This is a genomic window from Niveispirillum sp. SYP-B3756 (assembly GCF_009495745.1).
Taxonomy (GTDB): domain Bacteria; phylum Pseudomonadota; class Alphaproteobacteria; order Azospirillales; family Azospirillaceae; genus Niveispirillum.
In genome coordinates, this window is sequence record NZ_WIDQ01000001.1 from 848119 (window position 1) to 861015 (window position 12897).

General features: G+C 63.6%; 12 protein-coding genes. 6 read left to right on the forward strand and 6 right to left on the reverse strand.

What is annotated here, in order from left to right:
* Positions 1 to 61 precede the first annotated feature (61 nt).
* Positions 62 to 733, reverse strand: a complete 672-nt coding sequence (locus tag GE253_RS04015; protein WP_348770772.1) for an MBL fold metallo-hydrolase — start codon at positions 731 to 733, stop codon at positions 62 to 64.
* Between the two features lie 140 nt (positions 734 to 873).
* Complete coding sequence (locus GE253_RS04020) at positions 874 to 1458, reverse strand: gamma-glutamylcyclotransferase (RefSeq protein ID WP_153202783.1); 585 nt, start codon at positions 1456 to 1458, stop codon at positions 874 to 876.
* Between the two features lie 122 nt (positions 1459 to 1580).
* Here GE253_RS04020 and GE253_RS04025 point away from each other — a divergent pair, with 122 nt between their 5' ends.
* Positions 1581 to 2609 (forward strand): DUF2125 domain-containing protein, encoded by a 1029-nt coding sequence (locus GE253_RS04025; protein ID WP_153202784.1) that lies wholly within the window; start codon positions 1581 to 1583, stop codon positions 2607 to 2609.
* A 51-nt stretch (positions 2610 to 2660) separates the two neighbouring features.
* Here GE253_RS04025 and GE253_RS04030 read toward each other — a convergent pair whose 3' ends face one another.
* The gene (locus GE253_RS04030; RefSeq protein WP_173012474.1) at positions 2661 to 3776 is read right to left on the reverse strand and encodes a M48 family metallopeptidase; all 1116 of its coding nucleotides are present in this window, start codon (positions 3774 to 3776) and stop codon (positions 2661 to 2663) included.
* 13 nt (positions 3777 to 3789) lie between these two features.
* Complete coding sequence (locus GE253_RS04035; RefSeq protein ID WP_173012475.1) at positions 3790 to 5061, reverse strand: DUF898 family protein; 1272 nt, start codon at positions 5059 to 5061, stop codon at positions 3790 to 3792.
* A gap of 249 nt (positions 5062 to 5310) precedes the next feature.
* Between GE253_RS04035 and GE253_RS04040 the strand changes: the two genes are divergently transcribed.
* Positions 5311 to 6366, forward strand: a complete 1056-nt coding sequence (locus GE253_RS04040; RefSeq protein ID WP_247878450.1) for a Fe(3+) ABC transporter substrate-binding protein — start codon at positions 5311 to 5313, stop codon at positions 6364 to 6366.
* Positions 6367 to 6504: 138 nt separating this feature from the next.
* Here the strand turns inward: GE253_RS04040 and GE253_RS04045 are convergent, their stop codons facing one another.
* Together GE253_RS04045 and GE253_RS04050 are read right to left on the reverse strand one after the other, a co-directional pair.
* Positions 6505 to 7140: a response regulator gene (locus tag GE253_RS04045; RefSeq protein ID WP_153202787.1), complete on the reverse strand. Its 636-nt coding sequence runs from the start codon at positions 7138 to 7140 to the stop codon at positions 6505 to 6507.
* Positions 7124 to 9214, reverse strand: a complete 2091-nt coding sequence (locus GE253_RS04050) for a PAS domain-containing sensor histidine kinase (protein ID WP_153202788.1) — start codon at positions 9212 to 9214, stop codon at positions 7124 to 7126. The genes GE253_RS04045 and GE253_RS04050 overlap by 17 nt, the downstream gene beginning before the upstream one ends.
* Before the next feature lie 328 nt (positions 9215 to 9542).
* On the opposite strand from GE253_RS04050, the gene GE253_RS04055 reads away from it, so the two are divergent.
* From GE253_RS04055 to GE253_RS04070, 4 genes are read left to right on the forward strand one after another with little or no spacing between them, the layout of a single operon-like run.
* Complete coding sequence (locus tag GE253_RS04055; RefSeq protein ID WP_153202789.1) at positions 9543 to 9911, forward strand: response regulator; 369 nt, start codon at positions 9543 to 9545, stop codon at positions 9909 to 9911.
* 42 nt (positions 9912 to 9953) lie between these two features.
* Positions 9954 to 11069, forward strand: coding sequence for an SMP-30/gluconolactonase/LRE family protein (locus GE253_RS04060; protein ID WP_153202790.1), 1116 nt, complete (start codon positions 9954 to 9956; stop codon positions 11067 to 11069).
* The gene (locus GE253_RS04065) at positions 11066 to 11713 is read left to right on the forward strand and encodes a hypothetical protein (RefSeq protein WP_153202791.1); all 648 of its coding nucleotides are present in this window, start codon (positions 11066 to 11068) and stop codon (positions 11711 to 11713) included. Before GE253_RS04060 ends, GE253_RS04065 begins: the two co-directional genes overlap by 4 nt.
* Positions 11714 to 11741: 28 nt before the next feature.
* Complete coding sequence (locus tag GE253_RS04070; protein ID WP_153202792.1) at positions 11742 to 12836, forward strand: aldo/keto reductase; 1095 nt, start codon at positions 11742 to 11744, stop codon at positions 12834 to 12836.
* The last annotated feature ends 61 nt before the right edge of the window (positions 12837 to 12897 follow it).

Genomic DNA, 12897 nt, shown 5'->3' on the forward strand with positions numbered 1-12897 from the left:
GGGAATGACGGTGGAGAAAGAGCAAGGTCTCGAAAGGCAGGATAACTTTCCGGACAGACACTTACCCCCGTGCCACCGCCTTGTCACCGACATAGGGGTTGCTCTGCCGTTCGCGGCCAAAGGTGGACAGGCCGCCATGGCCGGGCAGGAAGGTGACATCATCACCCAGCGGGAACAGTTTTTCCCGGATGGAGCGGACCAGATCAGGCATGGAGCCGCCGGGGAAATCCGTGCGCCCGACGGAGCCTTCGAAAATCACATCGCCGACAATGGCAAAGCGGGATGGTGCGTGGAAAAACACCACATGGCCCGGCGTATGACCGGGGCAATGCAGCACCGACAGGGTTTGGTCACCCACCGTCACCGTGTCGCCATCCACCAGCCAGCGGTCGGGCGTGAAGGAACGGGCATAGGCCATGCCATAGCCGGCCCCATGTTCCTTCAGTGCCATCAGCCAGTAATTATCCTCAATCGCCGGGCCTTCCACCGGCACGGCCAGCACATCCTTCAGGTCGGCCACGGCGGCGGCATGATCGACATGGCCATGGGTGACCAGGATGCGTTCCACCGTCAGGCCATTCTTGGCGATGGCCGCCCTGATCTGGTCCACCCCGCCGCCGGGATCAATCACGGCGGCGCGGTTGGTCGCCGTACACCAGATGATGGAGCAATTCTGCTGGAAGGGCGTGACCGGGATGATCACGGCTTTCAAGGGTGGGGTCTGGCTCATCATCCTGATCCTCGGGGGCGCGGGTACGGTGCGGCAATGGCGGACTTTCCGATTACCACGGGGCCATGCCCTTTACAAAACCGCTTTGCCGCCGCCGGCCTGCTGTTGCAGCCGCACCACCTTGCGGCGAAGATCAAGGGGGCTCAGGCTGGTGTCTGGTTCACCAGGGCCAGCAACTGTTCCAGCCCCCGGTCATGGATGCCGATCTCTGCCAGATGATCGATCAGGCTGGTCAGATAATCGATATTGCGGCCGGACTGGCCGGTTCCCTGGCGGATCAGCGCTGCCGTGCCGGCCATATCCAGCCCGCCGCAATATTGTTCGTGCACCGGATCAGCGGTGAAGGCCAGGGCCTGGATCGGCCCGCCCGCTGTCGCCAGCCGCACCAGCCGCGGGATATAGACGCGATAGGCCATTTCCCGCTGCCAGAGATAATCCAGCACATCCGGCACATCGGCCGCCGCCACCCGCAGGGCGTGGCCCCGGCAGGCCCCCCCATGGGCCAGCCCCAGCACGGCCCCCGGCCGTTCCGGCGTGCCCCGATGCATATGGCTGTAGATGCAGAACCGCCGGTGCCAGCCGCGCAGCAGGGCCGACACGCTTTGCGCCACGGGAAAGCCCGGATTCCACATTAAGGAACCATAGGCGAAGACCCAGAGATCCTGACCGGGCGGATGATCGAAATCGACAATGACCTTGGGAGCGGAGGGGGCTTCAGGATTGTTCATGATGATCGGGATTTTTTGCGACCGCGAAAGCGTAGCGCAGCCGGGCCGGCGGGGGAACCGGCTTGACGGCGCCCCCGTTTCCATGGCGCGCTGTCCCCCCATGCCACCAGGGTGATTTTCCCATGCGCTTGCGCCCGATCTATCTCGCCATCGCCGTCTTGCTGCTGCTGGTGCTGGCCTATACAGCCTGGTGGGTTTCCGCCGCCCAGCAACTGCGCCGCACCGTGGCGGAAATGACTGCAACGGAGGAGGCTTTGGGCAACCATATCAGCCCGCGTGAACCCTCCGTCGGCGGTTTCCCGCTGCGCCTTGCCCTGCGGCTGGACCAGATGGAATGGCGCCGCCCCGATGGCATGGCGCTGATCGCGGGCGGGGTAGAGGCCTGGGCCCGGCCCTGGAACCCGCTGACCATCCGCCTGGACATTGACGGCAATGCAAGGCTGAGCCTGCCGCCCGGCCCCAGCCATCCCCCCGCCATTCTGGAGGCAAAGGCCGGCGAAGGCACCCTGCTGCTGGATGGGGAGGGCCAACCCAAACAGGCCCATCTGACCCTGACCGACCCGGTGGCCGAAATCCCCGGCATCACCGGCAGCCTGAAGGCCGGCCTGCTGGACCTGACCTGGACGAAGCCGGCGGTTCCCCCCGTCGGCCCCGGCGCCGCCACCGGCACCTTGAACCTGCTGGCCCGCACCATCACCCTTCCCGGCCGGGTGCTGCCACCGCTGGAAAAGCAGATCACCGAACTGGCGCTGCAGGCGGAACTGCGCGGCATCCTGCCGCCCAACCCCGATATCGCCGCCCTGCGCGGCTGGAGCGAGGCGGGCGGCACGGTAGAACTGACCTCTGCCCGCCTGCTCTGGGGCAAGCTGGACCTGCGCGGCAATGCCACCCTGGCGCTGGATGCCAACCTGCAGCCCATCGGGGCCGGCAGTGCCGAACTGTCCGGCTCCGACGTGCTGGTGGATATGCTGGTACAGATGCAAAGCCTGAAGCCCGAACAGGGCCAGGCGGTGAAAACCGCGCTCGGTTTCCTGTCACAACAGACGCCGGACGGCCGCCGCGCCGTCCGCGTGCCGATGACCATCCAGGACCGCCGCTTCTCCATCGGCCCGATCAAGGTGGGCATGGTGCCGGAGGTGAAGTGGGATTAATATCAATCTCCCTGGATCATGACCGATCCAGGGAGATTGATATGAAAGCTGTCACCGCGCGACAGGCGGGTTGGACAGGGTGGCGCAGATGCCCTGCAACGCCCGCCATTCCCGCGCCGTCAGCGCCGGTTCCGCCGCCGGGGGCTGCGGTTCGGGCTGGGCGCGCAGGCTGGCGATGCGTTCAGACAGTTGCGGATGGCTGCCCAGCCAGCTTTCAAACTTGCCTTCATCGCCGATCTTGGCGCGCATCTTCTCAAACAGCATGGCCATGCTGCGGGCGCTGTAGCCATCCTGATGCAGCAATTGCGCGGCATAGGTATCGGCCTGCCGTTCCTGATCCTGGCTGAACCCGGCCTCCACCATCCGCCCCACGGCAACGGCCATGAAGCCGCCGCCGAAATCACCGATCACCAGCGAGACCAGGGTGGAGGTCAGGGTATAGCGCATCACCCGTTCCATGGAATGGCCATAGACGATATGGCCCAGCTCATGCCCCATCACCGCCAGTGCGGCTTCGGGGGAGGGGGAGATCTTCAGGATGCCGTCGGTCACCACAATATGGCCGGGCACGGCAAAGGCGTTGGGCAATTCCACCTGGATGACGCGCAGGCGGAAATCCGGCACCCCGCTTTGCGGCAGCAGGGCGCGCAGCTTATCCAGCGCCTGCTTGCCCGCCGGGTCCACACATTCCCGCGCCACGGTGGACTGAGTCAACAGCATGGTGGCCAGATCGGCCACCTGATCACCCAGCCGGCGCTGCACCCCCTCCGGGATCATCGGTGCCAGGATGCCGGCCAGCATGGGCAGCACGAAAAAGGCCAGCAGCAGCGTGGATGCCGTGGCCCCGCCGATCCAGATCAGCAGTGGCACCTCCCGCCGGCGGCGATGCGCCTTGCCCGCCCGCCCGCCGGCCTGTTGCAACAGGGCCGTGAAGCGGCCGGCATCTTCCACCAACAGGGCGGCATGGGCATCCACCGCCAGGGCAAAACGGGGCCGCCCGTCCGGCTCGGCCGGCAGGACAGCCACGGTACGCGGGTTCCAGCGGTCCAGCTCCCGCCCGTCGGGTTGGGCGATACGCAGCATCCCGGCATCCAGCGTAAGTTCCACCGGCACCAGCCGGCGACTGACCCGATCCTCGTAAAAACCTTCCAGCATCGCCCGTCCCATTCTGCCCAACCCGTCAGATACCGACATCCCCCAGCGCATCGGCCAACCCTTCGCCCCGGCGGGGGGCCGGCATCCCCCGGTTCAGGATATCCTCTGCCGCCTGGATATTGTCGATCAGCAGATAGCGGGCGACCAGCTTCATATAGGCCACCGTCGTCCAGACAAGGTTGACGATGCTGATGCCGGCAAAGGCCAGCAGAATGATGATGAAGGGGCCGATAGCGGAGAGCAGGCCGGGCGTCCCCCCTGCGGCCGCGATGCCGAAGCCGGTCAGCACACCCAGCAGACCGGCAACGATCACGATCCCAACCATGATCAGCCCGGCAACCAGCGGGATCAACAGCAACCGCCAGGGGGAGACGGGGAAGCTGAACCGGATATCCCCCAGTTGCGTGGCAGCCGTAAAGCGGGCCAGCCGGGCTGCGTTGTAGAAGGCATAGGCGATGGCGGCCAGCGGCAACAGCGCGATACCCAGCCCCATGGGCAGGAACAAGGGCGTGGGCTGCTGCGGCGGCGGCAGCCCGGCGACCTGCCATTCCGGCAGGGATTTCGCCCATTCCATCACCGGCCAATAGCCATAGAAGAACAAGGCATAGGCCAGCAGGGCCAGCGCCCAGCAGATCAACCAGCGCAGCCACAGGCCCCGGCTGCTGGCAGCCGCCGTGAAACTCTGCGTGCCATAAAAGGTGATGCCGGTGCGGTAATTATAAAGCCGCGCCTGAACCCAGGGGTTCAACAGCCCCAATGTCGGCACCAGCAGCAGATAATAGCCGATATGGATGGCCATGAAACGGCCGAGCGTACCGGCCTGCCCGGCATGGATGCCGCGCCAGACGGTGCGGGTCAGCAGATAGCGCCGGGCAAAATAGAGCGCCATCACCCCCAGCACGCCCAGCACCAGGAAGACGCCCCCCTGGAACAGCATCTGCGCCCCGACAGAGGTGGGCGGCACCAGCGCCCCGACCAGACCGATCAGGCCGAAGGCGGGCAGCAGAATCACCAGCGCCAGCAGGAAGCCGACAAACAGTTCCTTGGCCCGGCCCGTATAGGCCAGCGGCTGACCCTGGATGGAAACCGAACCCCACAACCGGCGCCGGACATGGGTGCGGGCCCAGAACCGATAGAAACCGATGGTGAGGATGGTGAAGAACAGGTTCTTCAGCGCCAGCGCCAGCAAGGCGCCGCGGCTCACCGCTACCGCAAGCCGCGCTGAACGTGGCTCACCGCCATCCCCCGCTGCGTGAACCGGCTCCCCCTGACCCCAATTTTCCTGACTGATCGTCATGCAATACCCCACCCTTGGCAATGGTCTGTCGTCACAAGCGGCTATTGATCCCCATATTTTATCGGTTGCATATTGCCCGTCCAGCTTAAACCCTTTGGACGTACCCCGATTGTGGGGCGTCACCGTATGGGCACGACAGTGGCGGCCAGGTGATTGACGCTTTTGCGAATTGCTCGCATTCGTGACTTGACAGGGCCGCTGCCGCGCCCGACATATCGCTTCCATAGGGAATCGAGACGCAGGAGCAAGATGATGGCATTCCAGTCCCGCCGCGCCTTTAACCGTCTGTTGGGCGGCATGATGCTGGGCAGCACGCTGCTGGCCGCCACGGCCGGTACCGCCCTGGCGCAGCAGCAGGAAGTGAACATCTACTCCTCCCGTCACTATGATGCCGACAAGCTGATCTATGCCGCGTTTGAGAAGAAGACCGGCATCCTGGTCAATGTCATCGAAGGCAAGGATGATGAGCTGATCGAGCGGCTGAAGGCCGAGGGGCGCAACAGCCCGGCCGATATCCTGCTGGCCGTTGATGCCGGCCGCCTGTGGCGGGCCCAGGAAGCGGGCGTGCTGCAGCCGATCAAAAGTGCCGTGCTGGAAAAGGCGGTGCCCGCCGCCTATCGGGAGCCGGCAGGTTACTGGTTCGGCCTGTCGGCCCGTGCCCGTGTCATCATCTATAACAAGCTGGCCGTGAGGCCGTCGGAACTGTCCAGCTATGAGGATCTGGCCGATCCGAAATGGAAGGGCCGCATCCTGGTCCGCAGTTCCACCAACGTCTATAACCAGTCGCTGACCGGCTCCATCCTGGCCGCCCACGGGCCTGAGAAGACGGAAGCCTGGGCCAAGGGGCTGGTGGCCAATTTCGCCCGCCCGCCGCAGGGCGGCGATATTGACCAGATCAAGGCCGTGCAGGCGGGGGAGGGCGATATCGCCATTTCCAACACCTATTATTTCGGCCGGCTGGTCAATTCCAGCAATCCCAAGGAACGCGAACTGGCGCAGAAGGTGGCCGTGTTCTTCCCCAACCAGGGGGACCGCGGCACGCATGTGAATATCTCCGGTGCCGGCGTGGTGAAATACGCCCCGCACAAGGAAGCGGCCGTCACCTTCCTGGAATTCCTGGCCACGCCGGAAGCCCAGAAGATCTTTGCCGAGGCCAATTATGAATATCCGGTGGTGGCCGGCATCCCCGCCCATCCGGTGGTCGCCGCCTGGGGTGATTTCAAGCGCGATGGGCTGAACGCCGCCATCTATGGCCGTAACAATGCTGAGGCGCTGAAGATCATGGATCGCGCCGGCTGGAAATAACTCCCTCCATATGTGGAGCGCCCCTGCTGAACTGCTTGGCCAAGCAGTTCAGCAGGGGCCGGCTTCGATCGAGAGAGGAGGCGCAGACCATCACTCCACCAAAGGTCAGCTTTATCCCGGCAGTCGGATAGGGGAGGCTCACATCTTGTGCGAGCCTGCCACGCCCAAGATGTCTGACATCCGGACCAGTTCCGGTAACGAGCCAGCCGCCATCTTTCGCATGACATGCCCGCGATGCAGCTTAACGGTCGCCTCGGTAATATTGATCTGGGCCGCGATTTGCTTGTTCAGCAACCCCGTTGTGACCAGCGCCATGACTTGACGCTCTCGCTCCGTGAGCGTGGCGTATCTGGCACACAGCGATGCGCTACGCTCTGCTTCGCTGATCAGTTCCGCATCCAAACTGATCGCCCTGTATACGGCTTCGAGCAAATCCTCCTCGCGCACCGGCTTGGTCAGGACGTCCACCGCGCCGGCCTTCATGGCGCGAACGGTCATCGGCACGTCGACATGCGCACTGATGAGCACGACGGGCCGCCGGCTGCCATCCCGCGCAAGCGATTCCTGGAACTCAAGCCCACTCCTGCCGGGAAGCCGAATATCCAGTACGAGGCAGGCGGGACGAGCGGGCGGCTCCGCGTGCAGAAATTCCTGCACAGACCCATGGTCTTTCGTCTGGAGCCCAACCGACTGGAACAGGCCGCATAGCGCCTCCCGCACGCTCTCATCGTCATCGATCACGACGACGGTCGGCTTTTCAGTTCGGGGGCGCATTTGTGTTCCCCGCCAAGGGTAGGGCGACGCTGAAGACGCTTCCTGTCGGTGTGTTGTCGCTTGCCCAGATTCGCCCGCGATGCGCTTCAACGATCGAGCGGCAGATCGAAAGACCCATACCAATCCCCTCGGGCTTCGTGGTGAAGAAGGCCTCGAACAGGCGGTCGACATTATCGGGACTTAGGCCATCTCCGGTGTCCAGAACGCTGAACTGCGCGAAATCTTCGCTTGTGAGCGTCCGAATGGTCAAGCGCCGACCAGCGCTGTCGATACCCGACATCGCCTCGACACTGTTCATGATCAGATTGAGAATGACCTGCTGGAGCTGCGTACCGTCACCGATCACTTCGGTCGGGGTCGGTGCGAACTCGGTGACGAGCACCACGCCCCGATGCCGGAATTCGGCGCGCAGAAGATCAAGCACCTCCTGGATCACACTCTCCAGGACCATGCGGCGCATCTTCAGAGCGGATTTCTGCGCCAGCGCTCGGACGCTGGCAACGATATCGCCTGCCCGATGCCCGTCACGGACGATACGCTCCACAGTCGTGCGGGCCAAGGCGAGATCCTGTTGTGCAGGGTCGAGCCAGCGCAAACAGGTACTGGCGTTGGTGACGATTGCCATCAATGGCTGGTTGACCTCATGCGCGATCGACACCGCCAGCTCGCCCATCGTCGTGAGCCGCGATACATGTTCGAGTTCGCTTCGGCTCTGTCGCAGTTCCTCCTCTGCCCGCTTGCGCTCCTCGATGTCAATATTGACGCCGAACCACCGGGTGATGTTGCCGGCGTCGTCGTAGAACGGGCTTGCCCGGATCAGGAACCAGCGAAATTGCCCATCGGCCCGGCGCAGGCGGATCTCGATTTCGCCTGCGCAGCGCGACCTCACTGTGGCAACTGAAAAATCGATCGCCAACTGACGATCGTCGGGATGAATATGGTCGAGATAGCCGAGCCCGAGAACGTCTTCGAGGCGCAGGCCCGCATAGTCCAGATATTGCTGACTCCAGAACTCGGTGCGTCCTTCCGCGTCGGAGGACCATACCAGGCCGGGGATCGATGATATGATCTGGTGCAGCTCATGCTCCCGGCTCTGCAACGCGGCCTGGCTTTCCCGGAGAGCGTCCTCGGCGCGCTTGCGGTCCTCGATGTCGATGACGACGCCATACCATCGCAAAACATTGCCCTGGTCATCGAGCAGCGGTTTCTGGCGGAAGGTGAACCAGCGATATTCGCCATCGAAACGGCGGATGCGCCCGTCCACCTCCCGCGGCTGTTTCGTCGCCAGCGTGTGCTCCCAGGCGGCACGCAGCAGTTCGACATCGTCGGGATGGAAGACGCGATAGAACCCCATCCCCACGATTTCCTCGAACGGCAGGCCGACGAAGTCGGTGAGAGTCTGATTCCAGAATTCCAGCATACCGTCCGCCGCCGTCGACCAGGCCATGGCAGGAATTGAGTTGATGGTGAGATTGAGGCGCCGCTCACTTTCTGCAAGCGCATCGCCGATCGGTCTCTCGGCGCGCATGTCAGCGGGCGGTTGCGGATCGCTGATCTCGCGCACCTCGCGGAAGGCGAGGCTTGCCTGGGTTGCCGCAGTGGTCAGCCTCAGCACCTCTGGTCGTTCCGGGAAGCCGGCGCGCCGCGCGCCGGCAATAAGCAAGCCCATGCTGGAAACCGCGCCCAGCGGCGTCGACAAGAGGAAAAGCTTGTCCTGCCCCACCGTCACGACCGCTGGGCCATGACCCGGCAGGTGCTGCAACGCGGAATCCACCGCGTTGAGGATACTTTCCGGGCTGTGCTCCCCGCCGAACGCCTCGCCGATCCGCGACAAGATCTGCGTGGCACCATGGAGACGGAGCCCGACGAAATCGAGATCGAGCATGGAGAGCAACGTCTCCAGGACACTCTGCGCAATGGATGTCGGATCCTGATCGATCCAGTCCTCCGCCAGGCGCGTGAGGCAATCGATATCGTGGAGGAACCTCAGCGCCTGCCGCGCCTCACCCACCGTGTCCGGCTCGTGCGCCAGACGGTTGGTGTCTGGCGAGTATGACGGCGGATGGCCAGGCACGACATGTCCCCCAAATTCGAAACCCGCCGGCGTCCTGCCCCATCGGCCAGGGGTTCCAGGTGACGGACAGTGCCCTGCCCGGGCCCTTTTTCGCCCAAGTTCCTGGCGCCATGGCTGACTGCCAACCCCGTGAAGCTAATGCATCCGGGGTGTCATATCCACCTCACCCAAAGTCGAGCGCAGCTCGACCTTTTGTAGCCTCCTGACGCGACGACCGCCGCTTGGCGAACGACCAAAGCACGCCCGCGCGCAACCATGGTCGGAATTGAGAAGCGGGGCCGATCCGCGATATTATTCGATCATCAATCTAAAATAAGGAACCTTGGATTTGCCCGATCTCCAAGTCATTGCCTGTATCGATGACGATCCATTCGTTCTCGAAGCGATGAAGGGTTTCCTGGAATCGGTTGGTTATACGGTACTTGTCTTCACATCGGCTGAGACGTTCCTGACATTCCCTGAAATCGCTGATCTCTACTGTCTGATCACCGACGTAAAATTGGGAGGCATCTCCGGGCTGCAAATGCTGCAGCAACTGGCCGCCTCGGGCTTTACCGTCCCTGCCATCGTCATCACCGCGTTCGACGACGCGTTGTTGCGTGCCCAGTTGTCGACGGTGGGTGCGATCGGATTTCTGCGCAAGCCGATCCGCGAAGGCGAACTGCTTGGCCTACTCCAGACCTGCGGCGGGGGCTGAGATGCCGCACGGCCTTCAACAACGATCCTGTGGAGATGCCCAATGAGCCGGCTTGCGCTGCGAAATGCTTTCGGGGCTACGGGGATCGTGCTCGCGGGTGCTGCTGCCTATCTCTGCTTCTGGCCCATTCCGGCGCAGCCCGTGGCATGGCGCGTGTCTCCGTCGGTGGGCTATGTCGGCGCCTATGCGCCGAACACGCGCCTCTCCGGCCTGCAACTGATCGCGCTGGGAAAGGAGCACGGCCCGGAACACATGGCGATCGGGCCGGACGGCAAGCTCTACGCCGCAATGACCAGCGGCAGCCTGCTGCGCATGGAACCCGACGGCAGCAGGCAGCAGGCGTTCGCGAACACGGGCGGCAGGGTGCTGGGCTTCGCCTTCGATGCCGACGGACAGATGATCGCAGCAGATGCGATAAGGGGCCTGCTCCGCATTGCGCCGAACGGACAGGCAACGGTCCTGGCCGATCATGCCGGTCCCGGCGATCCGGTCCGCTATGCCGACGGCGTGGTCGTGGCCCCCGATGGCACGATCTATTTCACCGATGCGTCGCAGCGTTTCGCTCCGGCCGAACATGGCAGCACGCTGGAAGCCAGTATCCTCGACATCCTCGAGCAGTCGGCGACTGGCCGTGTGCTCGCCTACGACCCCGCGACGCGCAAGGTGCGCATCGTTGCGCATGGCTTTTCCTTCGCCAACGGGATCGCCCTTTCGTCGGACGGGCACAGCCTTTTCGTCGCCGAGACGGGCCGCTACCGGATCTGGAAGATCGAGGCGCGCGCCAGCGATATCGACATCGCCGGGGCGTCGCCGCAGGCGCGGATACTGCTCGACAACCTGCCGGGCTATCCGGACAATCTGATGCGAGGACAGGGCGGCCGCATCTGGGTCGGCCTGTTCAAGCCGCGCAGTGCGGCCGCCGACAGCCTGGCCGAATGGCCGTTCCTCAGGGCGATGCTGCTCAGGCTGCCGCGCGCCTGGCTGCCGCTCGGCAAGCCCTATGGCCATGTCTTCGCCATCGACGAGACCGGTCGCATCACCGCCGACCTGCAGGATCCGAACAGCGCCTATCCGGCAACGACGGGTGCTACCGAAACCGCTGACCGCCTCTACATCCATAGCCTGCAGGCGCCCGCGATTGGCTGGCTACGCCGATGAGCCGGGTCTTCTCCGCGCCGATATTCGGCCTCACGCTGGCGCTGGCCGGCTGCGCAGTACCTGCCAGCAATGTGGCATCCGAAGGCAGGTTCGAGGAAATCCACATCCTTCGCAGTATCCGCGAAGCACGTTCGACCGAACCAGGCTGGTGCAGCGCCGAGAGGACCGGTTTCGCGCCGTTTGCAAGGGATGCCGAGCGCTTCTTCTCGTTCTGGAGCCTGCGTACGCGCCCGGGAGACGGAAAGGTCGTCGAGACCAAGGCTCAACGCGTCGCCACGCTGCGGGGCTGTTTCGGCCCAACCAGCGAGCCCGCCCGGCAGAATTTTTTTGCCGAGATCAGGATTGGAACGATGGAGTTCCATGGTAACGGCGAATGCTTGGCACTCCGGATTGATTTTCCGGAGACGGGCCTCTTCCCTGTGCGGTGCCAGCTCGTGCTCAGCGGAATGCAGGCACCCTATGTCGGCGGTCTCCTGACGACCAACACGATTACCAGCAAGGCGCCGTTCGGGGCGGACACCGATCCTCCCGGCTACACCCAGGCTTCCATCGCTACCATCCGGCTTTGGAAGGCGGCGCCCTCCCCGGTCCGCCCACTCGCGCCCCCGGCGGACCGGGGATCTTCCCTGAAAGGAGACGAGTGATGACCAGCCCCGAGGAGGAGACCAGATCATGAGCCATTTTCCGAATGAGACCCGTTATGAAACGGTCAGTTATCGTCGCTGCGGGCACAGTGGGCTGGTGTTGTCGCCGATCTCGCTGGGCACATGGCAGAATTTTGGCGACAGGAATGGCTTTGATGATGGGCGGGCGATCGTTCGCCGGGCGTTTGATCGCGGCGTTACCCATTTCGACCTTGCGAACATGTACGGTCCGCCTGCGGGACATGCGGAAGATGTTTTCGGCAGAATTCTTCGGGAGGATTTTCCGGGCCTGCTGCGACACGAACTCGTGGTTTCGTCGAAGGCGGGTTACGACATGTGGCCCGGGCCTTACGGCAGGGGCGCTTCCAGAAAGCATCTGATCGCGTCCATTGACCAGACGCTGAAGCGGCTCGGTGTCGATTATGTCGACATTTTCTACGCCCATCGCCCATGGCCCGACGATCCGATGGAAGAGACGATGGCTGCGCTTGCGCAGATCGTGCGGCAGGGCAAGGCGCTTTATGTCGGGATATCATCGTTCAGTCCGGAACGGACGAGAACCGCCCATGAGATTCTGAAACGGGAAGGCGTCCCGCTCCTGATCCACCAACCCTCTTATTCGATGCTCAATCGGCATATCGAGACGGGTCTGCTGGACACGCTCGAAGAGCTGGGCGTCGGCTGCATCGGCTTCTCGGCCTTGGCGCAGGGCTTGCTGACGGATCGGTATATCAACGGCCAAGCGACATCCGGGCGTTCTCTCGATCCGCACGGCACGTTCAACAAGGCAGTCCTGACGCCGGATAATCTGGCGAATTTGCGTGGCCTTGCAGCGATTGCCTGGAGGCGGGGACAGACGCTCGCCCAGATGGCCATTGCCTGGGTGCTGCGCGATCCGCGCGTGACCAGCGCCCTGATCGGCGCACGCACGGTCGAGCAGTTGGATGACTCCCTCGATGCACTGAACAATACGGCCTTCAGCCCCGAAGAGCTCTGGGAGATCGATCAATTCGCCAGGGAGGGCGGGATCGACCTCTGGCGGCGAATTTCGGAACTCTGGACTTGCCCTGGCAAAGTGGAGAGCCATTTTCTCGCCGTCAGGCGGCGGCCTCGAACAGGATAGGGCTTTTGTAGCCCAAGGCCGAGTGTCGCCGTATGGGATTATAGAACCCGTCGATGAATGT